Genomic DNA, 16,027 nt, shown 5'->3' with positions numbered 1-16,027 from the left:
AAAATATCTTGTCGCCGCCATTCGTCAAGAGTTGTCTTGCGGGAGTCTCGGCACGAAAAACGATCCTTCAGAGGCAACGCGATCAAAAAATGCTTTTGAATCAATGCTTATTGGGCATTGTTTTAGGCTTAAAATTTCTTTCTTGAACAATTGCGTCTTCGGTGCAATCATTTTCGACAAAGCTGCAGGCGCTGTCGGGAGATCGGCGTTGGGCAGCGAATTGGCTCGAGAGGAATGCGGGAGCGAACCATGCTTGGACCGACTGGTCATGCCGATACATTCACACGCGACAACCTGCCGCCGGCAGGGGAGTGGCCGGAGTTGTTGCTAGATGGCTTCGACTATCCCGAATGGTTGAATGCGGGTGTCGAGCTCAGCGACCGCATGGTCGAGCGCGGCTTCGGCGATCACGTCGCGCTGATCGGCAATGGCCGCCGGCGTACCTATAAGGAACTGGCGGACTGGACCAATCGTATCGCTCATGCGCTCGTCGAGAATATCGGTATCAAGCCCGGCAATCGCGTTATCATCCGCTCCGGCAACAATCCGGCAATGATTGCCTGCTGGCTGGCGGTGACCAAGGTCGGCGCCGTCGCAGTCAACACAATGCCGATGCTTAGGGCTGGCGAACTTTCGAAGATCATCGACAAGGCGGAAATCTCGTTCGCGCTTTGCGACACGAGGCTGCTGGAAGAACTCGTTGCGGCGGCGAAGGATAGCCGGTTTTTGAAGCAGGTTGTCGGTTTCGATGGCACCGCCAATCACGATGCCGAGCTTGACCGGATCGCGCTTAACAAGCCGGTGCGTTTCGAGGCGGCAAAGACCGGGCGGGATGATGTGGCGCTGCTCGGCTTCACCTCGGGGTCGACGGGCGTTCCCAAGGCCACCATGCATTTCCATCGGGATATCCTCATCATCGCCGATGCCTATGCCAAGGAAGTCCTGCAGGTGACGCCGGAGGATGTTTTCATCGGCTCGCCGCCGATCGCCTTTACCTTCGGGCTTGGCGGTTTGGTCGTGTTCCCGCTGCGCTTCGGGGCATCGACGGCCCTGCTGGAAAACGCCTCGCCGAAGAACATGGTCGAGATCATCCAGGAATATGGCGCGACGATCAGCTTCACCGCGCCGACCGCCTATCGCGCCATGCTGGCCGCGATGGAGGAGGGGGCGGATCTCTCCTCGCTTCGGATTGCGGTTTCAGCCGGCGAGACGTTGCCTGGTCCGATCTTCGAAGAGTGGACGCGCAAGACAGGCAAGCCGATCCTCGACGGCATCGGCTCGACCGAGTTGCTGCATATCTTCATTTCCAACCGGCTTCATGATGCCAAGCCCCATTGTACCGGCAAGCCGCTTGCCGGCTATGAGGCGTGCGTCGTTGACGACGACATGAAGGAGGTCCCCCGCGGCACGATCGGCAAGCTCGCGGTTCGAGGCCCGATCGGTTGCCGCTACCTCGCCGACCACCGTCAGGCCGATTATGTCAGAGATGGCTGGAACCTGACGGGCGACAGCTTCATCGAGGATGAAGACGGCTATTTCTATTTCGCTGCGCGCTCCGACGATATTATTCTTTCCGCCGGCTACAATATCGCCGGGCCGGAAGTGGAGGCGGCACTTCTGTCGCATGTCGACGTGCTGGAATGCGCCGTCATCGGCAAGCCGGACGAAGATCGTGGCCATATCGTTCAGGCGCATGTGGTGCTGATGCCGGGCATCGCGGGCTCGGATTTGCTGGTCAAGACGTTGCAGGATCACGTCAAAGCAATAATCGCGCCCTATAAATATCCGCGTTCCATTGTCTTCGTCGAAGCCCTGCCGAAGACCGAATCCGGCAAGATACAGCGCTTCCGCCTGCGTAGCTAAGTATACCGTCAGGCGGCGTTTTCTTGCCTCGTCTCACTTGCCCGGATCTTTCGGATTCCACAGCAGAGTTTCGGCATCTTTTTCATAAGCCATGCCCTTGGGATAGCTGATTGCCTCGAATTGCAAACCCCATGGTGCTTGGAAGTAAAGGATCGACTGGCCCGCTGCCGGGCCATCTGTGATTGCCAACGGCCCCAGCCGCGTTTCAATTTTCTTGCTGTCCAGATAAGCCTTCGCCGCATCAACATCGTCAACGTAAAGCGAGATATGAAACGCACCGATGTCGCTGTTCTTCTGATTGAGGTCCCGCTGATCGGGAGCTGAATATTCGAACAGTTCTATGTTCGATCCGAAACCGCACCGAACTTGAGTTATCTGCTTTATCTCAGCCTTGGGGTCGACACCGAGCAGATCCGTCATGAATGTGCCCTTGTCGTCGGAAAACGGACCGAATGACATGACGACCTGGCAGCCGAGCACGTTCTCGAAGAAGTCGACCGCCTGCTTCATATCTGGCACCGTGAGTCCTGTATGGTCGTGACCACGAAGACCAGGCAGCCCGGTGGCTCTTGTCGCTGCTGACACAGGGTATTTCATCGTGATTCCCCTTTCTGTATGCCGATGCCGTTGCACTCTCGCTGGTACCTGCGGCTCAAGTGCTAGCGTTGCGCCCCCCTTCCGGTGACTATTCAAGCATCGGACGCTTCTTCAATCAGGCTCTTGCGGCCGAGCCAGTGCGGGTCGATTTCCGGTAAGGGAATGGCGTCGAGCAGCATGCGCGTATAGGAGGAGGCAGGCGCGGCAAAGACACGCTCACAGTCGCCTTCCTCGACGACCCTGCCGTTGCGCATGACATAAACGCGATCGCAGACAGCGCGAATGACGGAGAGATCGTGGCTGATGAAGGCCATGGATAGGCCGAGGTCGCGGGAAAGCTCCTTCAGCAAGTTCAGTACTTGCGCTTGCGTCGAGACATCCAGGCCCGAGACGATTTCGTCGGCGAGCACGAAATCCGGCTCGAGTAGGGCGGCGCGGGCGATGCCGACGCGTTGGCGCTGGCCGCCGGAAAGTTCATGCGGATTTCGGTCGAGACAGGCATGCGGCAGCGTCACTCGGTCGAGGATCGCGGCGACGCGGCGTTCGGCGTCCCGCCGGTTAGTGGCGAGTCCATGCAGCAGCAGCGGTTCGACCAGGATGCGGCGGATCGTATGGCGCGGATTGAGCGAGGCCATCGGGTCCTGGAAGATCATCTGCATCCGCCGGCGCAGCGGCCGCATCTCGGCGTCCGGCATATGGGTAATGTCCTTGCCGTCAAAATGGATCGTGCCGGCGGAGATGTCGACCAACCGCAGCAACGCCCGGCCGAGCGTTGTCTTGCCGGAGCCGCTTTCGCCCACGATACCCACGGTTTCGCCGCAGCGGATATCGATATCGACGCTGTGCAGCACCTTGATGCCACCGCCAGCCGGGCCAAACAGATGGCGTTTGGCGCCGTAGGTGACGTCGATGCCTTTTGCGGAAAGGAGAATGTCGGACTGACTCATCTTCCGCCCTCCCGAATGCCGATCTCACGGCGCAATTGTTCGAAGACTGCTTGCGGCACCGGCGTCAACCCGGCATCGGGCCGGTCATAGCGCGGGCCGGCGGCGATGAGGGATTTCGTATAGATGTGTTGTGGATTGCCGAGAACGTCGGCGGTGCGGCCTTCCTCGATGACCTTGCCTGCATAAAGCAGGGTAACAGTATCACAGATCTGCGCGACGACGCCGAGATCATGCGTGACAAAGATGACGGCGGTGCCGTGCGCCTCCTGCAGGCCGCGGATCAGCCGCAGGATCTGTTTCTGCACCGTGACGTCGAGGGCCGTCGTCGGCTCATCGGCAACCACCAATTTCGGTTCCAGCGCGAAGGCGGCAGCGATCAGTATGCGCTGGCGCATGCCGCCGGAAAGTTCGTGCGGATAGGCGTGCAGCACGCGCTCAGGGTCGCGGATACTGACTTCTTCCAGCAATCTCAGAGCCCTCAGCCTGGCATCGCGCGAAGACATGCCGCGCTTCAGTCGTAAGCCATCGGTCAGTTGCGCCTCGATGCGGCGGCCGGGATTAAGCGCAGTCTGCGGGTCTTGCGGGATCAGAGAAATCTCGTTGCCCATGATGTCGCGAAGATCCTTCGCGGGCAGGTTCAGCAGGTCGCGGCCTTCGAACAGAATGGAGCCGCTGGTAACGCGCACGGTGCGCGGCAGAATACCGAGCAGGGCTTTAGCAATGGTCGATTTTCCGGCGCCGCTTTCGCCGACGAGGCCGCGGACTTCGCCGCGTTCCAATGTCAGCGAGACATCGCGCAGGATCGGCGCGCCGTTATCGCGGTCGGAGACAGCGCTCAACGCAGTAATAGAGAGAAGCGGTTCGGTCATCGGCGCATCACCGGGTCGAGGGCGCGGCGCAGGCCGTCGCCAAGCTGATTGAAGGCGAGCACCGTGGCGAAGAGGGCGATAAGCGGCGCGACCAGCACCCACCAGCCGTCATAGATGATCTGCCGTCCTTCGGCGATCATGCCGCCCCAGGTCGGCGTGTCCGAGGAAACCGACAGACCGACAAAGGAAAGGATGGCTTCGACGATGACGGCGATGCCCATTTCCAGGCTCACGAGGGCGATCAGAACCGGCGCGACGTTAGGCAAGATTTCGCTGAATAGGATTTTTGCGCGCGAGAAACCGATCGTGCGGGCGGCGGTGACATAGTCCATTTGGGCCTGCGCCTGGGTTTCAGAACGTATGACGCGGCAGAAGCGTGTCCAGTCGATGATGACGATGGCGGCGATAACCGAATGCACGCCAGAGCCGAACACGGCGACAAGCAAGATCGACAACAATACCGGCGGAAAGGCCATCCAGATATCGACAAGGCGAGAGATCACCTTGTCGATCCAGCCGCCGTACCAGCCGGCGAAGAGGCCGAGCAGCGTGCCGATCAGGGCTGCAAGCCCTGCCGCAACGAAGGCGACGGTCAGAGCGACGCGTGTGCCGAAGATGGCGCGAGACAGCACGTCGCGGCCGAGATCGTCAGTGCCAAGGAGAAAGCCCGGATCGGAACCGTTGAGCCAGGCGGGCGGCAGAGTGCCCGACATCAGGTCCTGCTCCAGCGGATCTTTCGGTGCGATATAGGGCGCGAAGATCGCAAGGATGATCAGAATCAGGATGAAACCGCCGCCAAAGATCACCTTTGGTTCCGACAGCAGCGCGCGCAGGCGCCTGGCGGCGCGCGAGGGTGGTTTGGTGGAGGCAGCCGCGGCGGCGTCAGCCATGGGCGAGCCTCGGATTGAAGGCTGCCACCAGCAGGTCGACCGCCAGATTGATAAGAATGAAGAGGGCGCCGAAGACCAACACAAGACCTTGGATCAGCGGCAGGTCGCGATTGATAACGGCGTCGATCGCCATATTGCCGATGCCAGGATAGGCGAAGATGCGCTCGACGATGACGGTGCCGCCGATCAGGAAGGTGAATTGCACGCCTGTGAGCGCGATCGTCGGGCCGACAGCGTTGCGGAGCGCTTCCTGTAGCACCAGGCGCAGGTTGGACATGCCTTTGAGTTTGGCGAGAAGGATATAGTCCTGCACCATTGCTTCCGAGAGCGTCGCCTTCAACACGCGAGCGATAATGGCGGCGAGCGGCAGGCCGAGCGCCAGCACCGGCATGACCATATGGGCGGCGATATCGGCAGATATCTGGAAGCGGAGGGTCACCAGGCTTTCGATGAGATAGAAGGGCGTCGCGAATTGCGCATCGATGGCCGGATCGATGCGGCCGGATAGCGGGAAGAGCGGGACGAGAACACCGAGAACCAGCACGAGGGCGAGTGACCAGACGAAATCCGGCACGGCGAGAAAGAGACCATTGAGGCTGTCGATGATGGGCTCGAGAAACGTGCGCCGGGCAAGCGTACCGACAACCGCCACTGCGCCTCCCAGGAGCACCGCAAGGACGAGGGCTGCAAAGGCAAGCTCCAGCGTCGCCGGCAGGCGCTCGCCGAGCAGTGAGAGAACGTCGCGCTTCAAGGAGATCGAGGTGCCGAAATCGCCTGATAGAACCGATTTCAGCCAGATGCCGAACTGCACCGGCAAGCTGGCGTCAAGGCCGTAATGGGCACGGAGCGCGGCGATATCGGCGGGAGTTGCACCCGGCGATATCATCATCGCAATTGGATCGCCCGGCACGACGCGCAGCAGCACGAAGACGATCAACGCCACACCGAACAGCGTCACCGCGGCCATGATCAAGCGATTGAGAATGGAGACTGCTAGCATTCGTTACGAATTCCGGTGGCATCCGCTGGCGGGGATGAGAGCCCTGAGCCCCTCATCCGCCCTGTCGCGCACCTTCTCCCCGTTCTGACGGGGAGAAGGGGAAGGAGGCACCTACAGCCTACCCCTAATGACTTGTTCAAGCGAGGGCACAAAGGTCGTTCCCTCTCCCCGCTTGCGGGGAGAGGGTTAGGGTGAGGGGGAGGGGCAAAGCCACAGAGGTAGAGCCGACATCAAGCCTTCGACACCAGCGTCGGCTGTAGCGCGCCCGAAACATTCGGCGTCACCTTCAGGCTCGACTTGTAGACGATCGGCTGGGCATATTGCAGCAGCGGGATCACGTAGCCCTGCTCGGCGATATATTTGATCGCCGCTTTCCAGCCGGCAATGCGTTTGGCCTCGTCCTTTTCGACCCAGAGCGGTCCCAACATGTCGTCGACATCCTTGGTCTTCCAGGCCGAGTGCGGCGAAGGGCCGAACATTGCGAAGCCGGTGGAGGTCGTGGGATCGCCGATGGCATTGCCCCAGTTGTAGAAAGCGGCCGGGCCGAGCTGATGGGCGGCGCGTAGTTCGTAGTGCTTGGCGATTTCGTAGACTTCGATGTCCGCCTCGATACCGACCTTGCGCCACATGCCGACGATCGCCTGGATCATCTCATAATCCTTCGGCTTGAAGCCGCGGGTCGTCTTGATGGTGAACTTCACCGGCTTTTCCGGTGAGTAGCCACTGGCAGCCAGGAGCTTTTTGGCCTGTTCTGGATCGTAAGGGATTTTGACCGAGGGATCGTATGCGTCGTATTCCGGCGCTTCCAGCGTCGAAAGCGGCTTGCCGTAGCCGCGCAGCAGGCGCTTGATGATCGCGTCCTTGTCGATCGCCATGTTCGCGGCGAGGCGGACATTCTTGTCCAGCATCGGATCGACATTGCTGATGAAGATCATGCCGATATCGGAGATCGGCGTGGCGACGCCGGCAAGGCCGGATTTCTTCTTCAGGCGGTCGAAATCCTCATAGGGAATTTCGAGGGTCACGTCCGACGAGCCGGATTCGATTTCCGCCACCCGGCTCGTAGTATCCGGCACGAACTTGAAGATGACGGTATCGAAGGCTGGTTTGCCGCCGAAATAATTCGGATTGGCCTTCAGGCGCAGGAAGGAGTTTCCTTCGTAGGCATCGACCATGTAGGGACCTGTGCCGATCGGCTTCTTTTCGAAGCCTTGCGCGCCGACCTTCGTGTAATAGTCCTTCGGCAGGACATAGCCCGTCAGGAAGGCCATCCACTTAAAGTAAGTCGGTTCGAAACGGACGACGTCGCCGGTAATGCGATTGCCTTCCACCTTATAATTATTGGCCGTCGACCAGATGAACTGTATCGGGTTGCCGGTCTCCTGCTTGGCGGCGCGCTCCAGCGACCAGACGACGTCGTCGGGTGTGAATTTGGAGCCGTCGTGCCAGGTGACGCCCTCGCGGACATCCATCCAAACCTTCGTCTTGTCGTCATTCCAGCCCCAGGCGGTCAGCAATCCCGGCTGGAATTTCAGATCCGGGCCCTGACCGATATATTGGTCGAAGACCGAGCGATAGATCGCCTGGATCGTCGGATTGACTGCCGATGGGCCGGTGGTCGGATCAAAAGAGGGTAAATTGACGTTGAAAGCAATGGTTAGCGTGCCGGCTTCGGCGGCTTCCACATGCGTTCGGCCTGCGAGAATCCCAGTAATGAATGCGGCTGCGCCGAGGCTAAGGGCCTCGCGCCGAGTAAGCGTTGTCATGGTCACTCCGTTCCCCTGTTAAGCGGTAGAAAAGCGCGAAGCCCGCCTACCACTGGCGATTTATTGTCGGAATGTTTTAATCTTAAAATAAGGCTTCTGAACCGGCAAGCGCTTTCTAGGGACATTTCGCAGATTCCGGAGCGGCATTTTCATCGCGAATTTCGAAAAGGAAGTCCATAATTTATGCGAATGCATATATGTACGTTCGTCATTTATGACTCAGAATAGTATTTTTCCAAGCCTCAACCGGCGTATGTCTCTGGCAGTTATATGGATGGCGCAGTTTCCCATTTGTTCATTGACAGCCGGGCGAGGTTCAAAATATGATTTTGCAAATGATTTAAGAACAAGCTCGATAGGGCGAAGGGGTAACTTCGATGGCCGAACGGTCGTTTGCGCGCGAAGTCGAGGATCTGAAGCTCGGGGAAGGCGACATCTTCCGCGGCGAAGGTATTCTCGCGATCACGAAAGCGCTGTTGCAATCCGGCGTTTCCTATGTCGGCGGTTACCAGGGATCGCCAATTTCCCATTTGATGGACGTACTGGCCGATGCCAAGGACGTGATGGAAGACCTGGGCGTACATTTCGAGACCTCGGCTTCGGAGGCTGCCGCTGCCGCAATGCTTTCAGCCTCTGTCATGTATCCGGTGCGCGGCGCCGTGACTTGGAAGTCGACAGCGGGCACCAATGTTGCATCCGATGCGCTCTCCAACCTGTCGTCCGGCGGCGTCACCGGCGGCGCGCTGATCATCATCGGCGAAGACTATGGCGAAGGCTCCTCGATCATGCAGGAGCGCAGCCATGCCTATGCGATGAAATCGCAGATGTGGCTGCTCAATCCGCGTCCGAACCTGCCGTCGATCGTGCAGGCGGTCGAGGAGGGGTTCGAACTGTCGGAAGCCTCCAATACGCCGGTCATGCTGCAGGTGGGCATTCGCAGCTGCCATGTTCACGGCCAGTTCGAAGCCAAGGACAACAAGCGGCCGAAATATACGCTCAAGCAGGCGCTGGAAAATCCGGTGCGCGACGTCAACCGTATCGTGCTGCCGCCGGCCTCCTTCCTGCATGAGAAGGAGAAGCTGGAGAAGCGCTGGCCGGCCGCCATCGAGTTCATCAAGAAGCGTCAGCTCAACGAATATTTCGGTCCGTCCGAAGGCGAAGTCGGCATCATCCTGCTCGGCGGCATGTATAATGGCGTCATGCGCGCACTGGAGCAGCTCGGCCTTGCCGATGTCTACGGCAACTCCGCGGTGCCGCTTTATGTCCTCAATGTCGCCTATCCGCTGGTTGACGATCAGGTGGCCGAGTTCTGCGCGAACAAGAAGGCCGTTCTGATGGTCGAGGAAGGGGCGCCGGAATATATCGAGCAATCGCTCAACACCATCCTGCGCCGCCGTGACATCCAGACCAAGATTTCCGGCAAAGACGTCCTGCCGATGGGTGGTGAATACACCGTGCCGGTGCTGACGAAGGGCATCAAGAAATTCCTTGAGACGCATCAGCGTGTGTTGCTCGGCAACCAGCCGCCATTGCCGGACCCGACGCCTGTTCTCAATGACCCGAAGGTCAAAGCGCTGGCCGAAGTTGTGCCGCCGCGCCCGCCGGGTTTCTGCATCGGCTGTCCTGAAAGACCGATCTTCGCGGCGATGAAGCTAGTCGAGAACGAGCTCGGCGAGCATCACATCTCCGGCGATATCGGTTGCCACCTGTTCTCGATCCTGCCGCCATTCAACATCGGTAGCACGACGATGGGCTATGGTCTCGGCCCGGCTGCCGCGTCCGCCTTCAATGTCGCCGCCGAAAAGCGCGCCATTTCCGTGATGGGCGATGGCGGCTTCTGGCATAATGGCTTGGCGACCTCGGTCGGCAATGCCGTCTTCAACAAACAGGACGGCGTCATACTCATCGTCGACAACTACTATTCAGCGGCAACCGGCGGCCAGGACATCCCGTCTTCGCGGGCGCTGAACCCGCGCCGCAAAACCAACAATTCCATCGTCAACGCCGTCAAGGGCATCGGCGCGACCTGGGTCCGCCAGATCGACCGGACCTACGATGTCGGCAAGATGCGCGACACGCTGCGTGAGGCGCTGACCTCGAAGGAGCCGGGCCCGAAGATTATCGTCGCTTCGTCGGAATGCATGCTGAACAAGCAGAGACGCGTGAAGCCGCAATTCGCCAAGGCGGTGAAGGACGGCCAGCGCATGGTCAAGGAGCGCTTCGGCGTCGATGAGGATGTGTGCACCGGCGATCACGCCTGCATCCGTCTTTCCGGCTGTCCGTCGCTGTCGGTCAAGCATACCGACGATCCGCTGAAGGATGATCCGGTGGCGGCGGTCGACAACAATTGCGTCGGCTGCGGCAATTGCGGCGACGTAGCGGAGGCCGCGGTTCTCTGTCCCTCCTTCTACCGCGCCGATATCATCTTCAACCCCACTGGTTGGGATCGCTTCCTTGCCCGCACGCGCGCCGCCGTCATCGGCTGGCTGCAGGCCCGCCGCCAGGCCGGCCGCATCGTCTTTGCGGATTGAGGGATCGATATGAACGAGCATGTCAGCATGACCAATATCGGTACCCAACGTCTATCTACCGACAAGCCGCTGTCACTGGCCATCCTCGCCATGGGCGGGCAGGGCGGTGGTGTCTTGGCCGACTGGATCGTCGGGCTTGCCGAAGCCGAAGGCTGGATGGCGCAGACCACCTCTGTTCCTGGCGTGGCGCAACGCACAGGCGCCACGATCTACTATATCGAGATGCTGCAGGCCCGTGACGGGCATGCGCCGATCTTCTCGCTCATGCCGACGCCGGGCGATGTCGATGTCGTCATGGCGGCCGAGCTGATGGAAGCCGGCCGTTCCGTGCTGCGCGGCCTGGTGACGCCCGATAAGACCGTGCTGATCGCCTCGACGCATCGTTCTTTCGCTGTCGGCGAAAAGGAGAAGCCGGGCGATGGTATCGGCAATCCAGAAGTGGTGGTCGAAGCCACGGATTTTGCCGCCAAGCGCACCATCGCCTTCGACATGGAGACGCTGGCCGTCAAGAATGGCAGCGTGATTTCCGCATCGATGTTCGGTGCGCTGGCGGCCTCGGGGGCGCTGCCTTTCGCCAAGCAGGCCTTTGAAGCCATGATCCGTGCCGGCGGCAGGGGCATCGAGCCCAGCCTGAAGGCTTTCAACGCCGCCTTCGACCGCGCCAAGGACAAGCCGCGCGATGCCGTTTCCGCGACGCCACCGAAACATTTCGATGCCTTGCCGGAAACGGCCGGTCATCCGGCGCTTGACCGTCTGGTGCATCGCATCCGCGCCGAGTTTCCGGAGGAAGCGCGGCCGCTGCTGTTTGCCGGAGTCAAGAAGCTTACCGACTATCAGGACCCGGCCTATGCCGATGAATATCTGACCCGCGTTGCAGCGCTCTACGCCCTCGATCGCAAAGCTGGCGGTGCGGCCAAGGATTTCGCATTCACCGTGCAGGCGGCGAAATATACAGCGGTCGCCATGGCCTATGACGATGTCATCCGCGTCGCCGATTTGAAGGTGCGTGCCTCGCGTTTCGATCGCGTGCGCAAGGAAGTCGGCGCCAAGGACGACCAGATCGTCTACATGACCGAATATATGCACCCACGCATGGAAGAGGTCTGCGGCACCTTGCCGAAAGGCCTCGGCCTCTGGATTGAGAGCCGGCCCAAGCTCTTCAATCGTCTCGATCGCATAGTCAACAAGGGCCGCCGGGTGCAGACGGGCACGCTCTTCTGGTTCCTCGGCCTTTATCTTGTCTCAGCACTGCGCCGAACCCGCCGTGGCACGCTGCGCCATATGCGTGAAGTCGAGCATCGTGAAACCTGGCTCGCAGCCGCCACCAATCTTCTGGGCGTCAATTACGACCTCGCCGTCGAAGTGCTCAACAACCGCCGTCTGGTCAAAGGCTATTCCGACACGCATGCGCGCGGCCTGTCAAAGTTCGATCGCGTGATGTCGGCGCTGTCGATGCTACGTGATCGTGACGACGGAGCTGCGTGGATGAAGAGATTGAGGCAGGCGGCGCTGCTGGATGAGAAGGGCATTGCGCTGGACGGGGCGCTGAAGACGGTAGCGACGCTGTGAAATAGCAGAAAATGTATTACAGTGTAACAATTATGTGCTAAGTTGGCGGGAGTTGAGGATAGCCGCCATGCGCACAAGCAAGCCGATTACTGTCACGCTGGGAAAACAACAGCATCTTTTGGATGAGCGCCTTGCGTCAGGGGCATATGAATCCGCCAGCGAAGTCGTTCGTGCTGCGTTACGCGCGCTCGACCGTGAGGAAGCAGCCGTTAACGCAGTTATGCGAGCCAAAATTCGCGAGGCGCTAGAAGATCCCGCGCCAGACATCCCCGCTGACGACGTCTTCGCGGAGTTACGTGCTTACCATCTGGAACAGATGAAAGCCGGTAAGCGTGGCTCATAGGATTGTCTTCAGACCGGCGGCGAGAGCCGATCTTAAGGCGCTCTATGACTACATTGCAAAACAGGCTGATCACAGACTAGCTGGCGACTACATCGATCGAATAGAAGCCTCTTGTCGGGCGCTTACAGTTTTCCCAGAACGCGGTACAGTTCGCGATGATCTCCTCCCAGGCATCAGAATTATAGGTTTCGAACGCCGGGCGTCGATTGCATTCATCGTCGAAGCCGACACTGTGCGTATTTTACGCGTACTTTATGGTGGGCAAAGTTTTCCGGAAGATTGGTCGGCAGACTAACCAATCGCTAGTTTTGTTCCTCAAATCTCATGCTTGCGGATATTGTGCAGCACCTTGTGCAGCGTCGAGATGAACGCCCGGTACTCCGTCTCTTCCACGCCATCGAACATCTGCAGAAACAGATCGTACATGGTCGGCCAGACCTTTTCGAAGGCGGCGCGTCCTTCCTCGGTGATGGAGACGTCGCGGATACGCATGTCCTCGATGCGGGGCTGACGGCGGATGAAGCCCTGCTGTTCCAGGGAGTCTAGCGTCCGGCTCATCGTCGATTGTTCGGTGACGGCAAAGACGGAGAGTTCGTTGATGGTGACCGAGGAAGAGACGCTGAGGACGGCGAGCGCGCGCATCTTCGCGGTCGTCATGTCATATTCGCGCAGCTCTTCCGACATGTTGATGTTCCAGCGGGCCATCAGTCGGTTCATCAGATACGGGGCGAAGTGATTGAGCCCTATTTCGCCCATGGTCGGACGCTTCTCGGTGTTCTCCTGGCTGCGTCGCCGTAAAACGGTGCCTGAAAACCGCTCCTCCATTGGACGATATCTCCCTGTGGAACCTTATTATTTTAACGATGATGCAAGCAGGAAACCCGAGCCTCCGCCAAGCCCCGGGCCGGGATGCGCCGAAGCACCAATGTGGTACAGGCCGGGTACATGGGTGCGGTGGTTAACAGACGACTTGAAGGGGCGCCAGAGGAAAAACTGGTCTATACCGCAGTAGCCGCCATAGGGGTCACCACCGACGAGATTCAGGTTCATCGCCTCGATATCTGCGGGCGAATAGCAGCGCCGGGCGAGCTTTATGCCGGAGAAATTCTCGATATGACTTTCGAGCAGCGACTCGATGCGATCGGCATAGCGCTCGCGCCCTTCTTCCGTCCAACGGCCGTCTGCCGGTGCCCCGATCTCGCCCGCCGCGTCGCCTTTGATATGCCGCGGCGCTTCCGGAAGCTGCAGCCAGAGGATCGATTTACCCTCCGGCGCACGGCTGGGATCGAAAGAGGTGGGCTGGCCGACACAGACGGTCGGTTCAGCCGGCAGTAGCCCTCGTTCACATTCGTTGGCGGCGCGCGAAACGCCGTCGAGACCGGGCGTCAGATGAAGAAGCGCGACCTGACCAAGTTCCGCATTGGCCTTCCAGCGCGGCGGCTCGGAGAGGGCGTAGTGGATCTGCATGTTGCCCTTGCCATAGCGATAGCGGGCAACGCTGGTCTTGATATCGGCCGGAAGCGGCGTCGGCCAGTCCCGCATCAGCCGTTCGTAGAGCTGGTTCGGCGTCACGGAGCAGATGACGCCGGCATTGGCCTTCAGCGTTTCGGCACCGACAAGCTTGACGCCGCCGGCGCCCCCGCCGGGACCGGGGATGATGTTTTCCACATCGGTGTTGGTGCGGATCTCGCCGCCATTGTCTTTGATCAGCCGTTCGAAGGCTGTCAGCAGACCACCCGCGCCGCCTTTGACAATGGGAGCGCCGGCGAGCTCTATGGCAAAGCCGATGACCTTTAGCATCTCAGCTGAATAGGCGCTCTCCGGCCCGAGGCCGCAATGCAGCACCCAGGGCGCCCAGAGCGCGTGAATATCTTCGGAACGATAGGTGTTTTCGAGGTAGCCTCGGGCCGGCGTCAGCGCGTCGCCGAACCAGGCGGCGAGCTTGCGCAGGCCGCGGCTCCAACCTTGTTTGGCGACGGTCTTCAAGGTCAGGCCCGACCACAGGGCGCCGCCGAGCAGCGAAAACAGGAAAGGGGCGTCGGCGGCGAGCGCATCCATCTCCCGCAAAAACGTCTGGCCGTCGCCGAGCGACAGCTCATCGAAGGTGGCGATGTTACGGCGCCGGTCTTTCGAGAAGATGACATGCGAACCATCCGGCCTCAGCACGCCAGTCGGCAGATCGGCGTGCGCGAATTCGAGGCCGCGGGCTTCCAGATCCTTGCCGATGGCACCATAGGCCGGCGACGTCAGGAACAGCACCATCGTCGTCGCCATGACATCATGGACGAAGCCCGGTTCGGTGATCTCCTCGCTGCGCAGGCAACCGCCGATGCGGTCGTTGCGCTCGAGGACGAGCACCTTCCGGCCCTTCTTGCCCAGCATGGCAGCCGCAACCAGCGCGTTGATGCCGCTGCCGACAATTATATAGTCATGGTCGCTCATGCCGCCGCCCTGGGCAAAGAGGAATGCGAGAAAGGGTCAAAGCGTCCCCGCGCTCTGACCCTTTAAGTTCATCAGGCAATCAAGGCCAGCGCGCGCACCGGAGAGCCCGTACCCTTGACGAACTTCAGCGGCGCGGCGATCAATACGGCGCCCTTGGCCGGAAGCTGATCGAGGTTTGAGAGGCTGGCGAGGCCGTAGCGGTTGTTCTTGTGCATCAGATTGTGAGCCGGGAAGGGCGGGTTCATGCCTCCGGCCGAACCGGCGTCGGTGCCGATCGTTTCCGAACCCCAGCCGATGATGCCCTTGGTCAGCAGATATTCGATCGCTTCTGCAGTCGGCCCCGGCGAATGCGGGCCGTTTTCGTCGGCGTTGAGGAAGGTTTCGGTCGAGCCGTTGCGCTTGTACCAGTCGGTGCGCAGCAGCACCCAGGTGCCGGGTTCGATTGCGCCATGCTCAGCTTCCCATTCCTTGATACTGTCGACCGTTAGCAGATAGTCGGGATTGGCGGCAGCTTCCTTCGAGCGGTCGATGACGTTGACCGGGGCGACGAAGTTCTGCGGCGGGATGGTGTCGGTGGTATTGTTCGGATTGTCCTTGCCGGTGATCCAGTGGCAGGGCGCGTCGAAATGCGTGCCGGTGTGCTCCCCGAGTTCCAGCCAGTTCCAGGCCCAAAACGGACCATCCTGATTATATTCGGAAATCTGGTGCACTTTGACCGACGGCGTGTTCTTGCCGAACTGTGGCGGCAGGTAGAGCACCGGTGTTTCGGGGCCGAGCGGTGCCGTCAGGTCGACGACCTTGATGGAGCCCGAAACGAGGGCCGTGGCTAGGCTGGCAAGAGTATTGGTGGTCATGTTGCGTTCCCCTTAGTTTGACGTGGCCCTATCCGAAAAAGCCCTGCTGGGATCTTCGCTTCAGGGCCAAGTTCGAAAGCCATTACCGCCGAGCGCACAGCGCGATTCCTCTCATCGTAAAGCTGTGCTGCGGCGACTGGATGAGGGCGAGCCTATGTCACAATATATGATAATGCAAGCATTCCACCGGTATCCCAAGGGCCAAAAATGGCACAAGCCATCCGCCCCATGCAACCCACGCAATTCCCGGAAAATAAAGGCCATTTATGCGCTATTTTCCTGCGAAAACGACATCTGGTTGTGGCCTGTGATGGCGATTTTCCGTCACAGGTACTTGAAGCTTAAAGCTCAAAATG

General features: G+C 59.9%; 14 protein-coding genes. 5 read left to right on the top strand and 9 right to left on the bottom strand.

Annotated elements, in window-relative coordinates:
* The first annotated feature begins 249 nt into the window (after positions 1-249).
* Positions 250-1,863, top strand: coding sequence for an AMP-binding protein (locus CCGE525_RS16465; RefSeq protein WP_120706445.1), 1,614 nt, complete (start codon positions 250-252; stop codon positions 1,861-1,863).
* 33 nt (positions 1,864-1,896) lie between these two features.
* Here CCGE525_RS16465 and CCGE525_RS16460 read toward each other — a convergent pair whose 3' ends face one another.
* The 6 genes from CCGE525_RS16460 to CCGE525_RS16435 all read right to left on the bottom strand — a co-directional run bounded on the left by CCGE525_RS16460 (position 1,897) and on the right by CCGE525_RS16435 (position 7,932).
* The gene (locus CCGE525_RS16460; protein ID WP_120705222.1) at positions 1,897-2,460 is read right to left on the bottom strand and encodes a VOC family protein; all 564 of its coding nucleotides are present in this window, start codon (positions 2,458-2,460) and stop codon (positions 1,897-1,899) included.
* 92 nt (positions 2,461-2,552) lie between these two features.
* The gene (locus tag CCGE525_RS16455) at positions 2,553-3,407 is read right to left on the bottom strand and encodes an ATP-binding cassette domain-containing protein (protein ID WP_120705221.1); all 855 of its coding nucleotides are present in this window, start codon (positions 3,405-3,407) and stop codon (positions 2,553-2,555) included.
* On the bottom strand, positions 3,404-4,276 hold the full coding sequence (locus tag CCGE525_RS16450; protein ID WP_120705220.1) for an ABC transporter ATP-binding protein: 873 nt from the start codon (positions 4,274-4,276) through the stop codon (positions 3,404-3,406). Before CCGE525_RS16450 ends, CCGE525_RS16455 begins: the two co-directional genes overlap by 4 nt.
* A complete protein-coding gene (locus CCGE525_RS16445) occupies positions 4,273-5,166 on the bottom strand; it encodes an ABC transporter permease (RefSeq protein WP_120705219.1) in 894 nt (297 codons plus the stop codon). Before CCGE525_RS16445 ends, CCGE525_RS16450 begins: the two co-directional genes overlap by 4 nt.
* The gene (locus CCGE525_RS16440) at positions 5,159-6,166 is read right to left on the bottom strand and encodes an ABC transporter permease (RefSeq protein WP_120705218.1); all 1,008 of its coding nucleotides are present in this window, start codon (positions 6,164-6,166) and stop codon (positions 5,159-5,161) included. The genes CCGE525_RS16445 and CCGE525_RS16440 overlap by 8 nt, the downstream gene beginning before the upstream one ends.
* 230 nt (positions 6,167-6,396) lie before the next feature.
* Positions 6,397-7,932, bottom strand: coding sequence for an ABC transporter substrate-binding protein (locus tag CCGE525_RS16435; protein ID WP_120705217.1), 1,536 nt, complete (start codon positions 7,930-7,932; stop codon positions 6,397-6,399).
* A gap of 377 nt (positions 7,933-8,309) precedes the next feature.
* On the opposite strand from CCGE525_RS16435, the gene CCGE525_RS16430 reads away from it, so the two are divergent.
* The 4 genes from CCGE525_RS16430 (at position 8,310) to CCGE525_RS16415 (ending at position 12,670) form a co-directional block, all read left to right on the top strand.
* A complete protein-coding gene (locus CCGE525_RS16430; RefSeq protein WP_120705216.1) occupies positions 8,310-10,463 on the top strand; it encodes a thiamine pyrophosphate-dependent enzyme in 2,154 nt (717 codons plus the stop codon).
* A gap of 9 nt (positions 10,464-10,472) precedes the next feature.
* Complete coding sequence (locus CCGE525_RS16425; protein ID WP_120705215.1) at positions 10,473-12,032, top strand: indolepyruvate oxidoreductase subunit beta family protein; 1,560 nt, start codon at positions 10,473-10,475, stop codon at positions 12,030-12,032.
* A gap of 67 nt (positions 12,033-12,099) precedes the next feature.
* A complete protein-coding gene (locus CCGE525_RS16420; RefSeq protein ID WP_120705214.1) occupies positions 12,100-12,375 on the top strand; it encodes a type II toxin-antitoxin system ParD family antitoxin in 276 nt (91 codons plus the stop codon).
* On the top strand, positions 12,365-12,670 hold the full coding sequence (locus tag CCGE525_RS16415; protein ID WP_120705213.1) for a type II toxin-antitoxin system RelE/ParE family toxin: 306 nt from the start codon (positions 12,365-12,367) through the stop codon (positions 12,668-12,670). The genes CCGE525_RS16420 and CCGE525_RS16415 overlap by 11 nt, the downstream gene beginning before the upstream one ends.
* A 20-nt stretch (positions 12,671-12,690) precedes the next feature.
* Here CCGE525_RS16415 and CCGE525_RS16410 read toward each other — a convergent pair whose 3' ends face one another.
* The 3 genes from CCGE525_RS16410 to CCGE525_RS16400 form a co-directional block, all read right to left on the bottom strand.
* Entirely contained in the window at positions 12,691-13,200 is a 510-nt protein-coding gene (locus CCGE525_RS16410) for a MarR family winged helix-turn-helix transcriptional regulator (RefSeq protein WP_120705212.1), read from the bottom strand.
* A gap of 27 nt (positions 13,201-13,227) precedes the next feature.
* Positions 13,228-14,817 (bottom strand): phytoene desaturase family protein, encoded by a 1,590-nt coding sequence (locus CCGE525_RS16405; protein ID WP_120705211.1) that lies wholly within the window; start codon positions 14,815-14,817, stop codon positions 13,228-13,230.
* Positions 14,818-14,888: 71 nt separating this feature from the next.
* Entirely contained in the window at positions 14,889-15,671 is a 783-nt protein-coding gene (locus CCGE525_RS16400) for a cyclase family protein (RefSeq protein ID WP_120705210.1), read from the bottom strand.
* Positions 15,672-16,027: the final 356 nt, after the last annotated feature.

Origin of the sequence: Rhizobium jaguaris (assembly GCF_003627755.1) — a bacterium.
In the GTDB taxonomy this organism is placed as follows: Bacteria; Pseudomonadota; Alphaproteobacteria; order Rhizobiales; family Rhizobiaceae; genus Rhizobium; species Rhizobium jaguaris.
The sequence above is the reverse complement of the archived record's forward strand: the minus strand, read 5'-3'. Positions and strand labels throughout refer to the sequence as shown.

Coding starts and splice junctions, on each gene's coding strand:
- CCGE525_RS16455 (WP_120705221.1), bottom strand. CDS start 3,407: ATGAGTCAGTCCGACATTCTCCTTTCCGCAAAAGGCATCGACGTCACC.
- CCGE525_RS16400 (WP_120705210.1), bottom strand. CDS start 15,671: ATGACCACCAATACTCTTGCCAGCCTAGCCACGGCCCTCGTTTCGGGC.
- CCGE525_RS16430 (WP_120705216.1), top strand. CDS start 8,310: ATGGCCGAACGGTCGTTTGCGCGCGAAGTCGAGGATCTGAAGCTCGGG.
- CCGE525_RS16440 (WP_120705218.1), bottom strand. CDS start 6,166: ATGCTAGCAGTCTCCATTCTCAATCGCTTGATCATGGCCGCGGTGACG.
- CCGE525_RS16405 (WP_120705211.1), bottom strand. CDS start 14,817: ATGAGCGACCATGACTATATAATTGTCGGCAGCGGCATCAACGCGCTG.
- CCGE525_RS16450 (WP_120705220.1), bottom strand. CDS start 4,276: ATGACCGAACCGCTTCTCTCTATTACTGCGTTGAGCGCTGTCTCCGAC.
- CCGE525_RS16425 (WP_120705215.1), top strand. CDS start 10,473: ATGAACGAGCATGTCAGCATGACCAATATCGGTACCCAACGTCTATCT.
- CCGE525_RS16460 (WP_120705222.1), bottom strand. CDS start 2,460: ATGAAATACCCTGTGTCAGCAGCGACAAGAGCCACCGGGCTGCCTGGT.
- CCGE525_RS16410 (WP_120705212.1), bottom strand. CDS start 13,200: ATGGAGGAGCGGTTTTCAGGCACCGTTTTACGGCGACGCAGCCAGGAG.
- CCGE525_RS16445 (WP_120705219.1), bottom strand. CDS start 5,166: ATGGCTGACGCCGCCGCGGCTGCCTCCACCAAACCACCCTCGCGCGCC.
- CCGE525_RS16435 (WP_120705217.1), bottom strand. CDS start 7,932: ATGACAACGCTTACTCGGCGCGAGGCCCTTAGCCTCGGCGCAGCCGCA.
- CCGE525_RS16420 (WP_120705214.1), top strand. CDS start 12,100: ATGCGCACAAGCAAGCCGATTACTGTCACGCTGGGAAAACAACAGCAT.
- CCGE525_RS16465 (WP_120706445.1), top strand. CDS start 250: ATGCTTGGACCGACTGGTCATGCCGATACATTCACACGCGACAACCTG.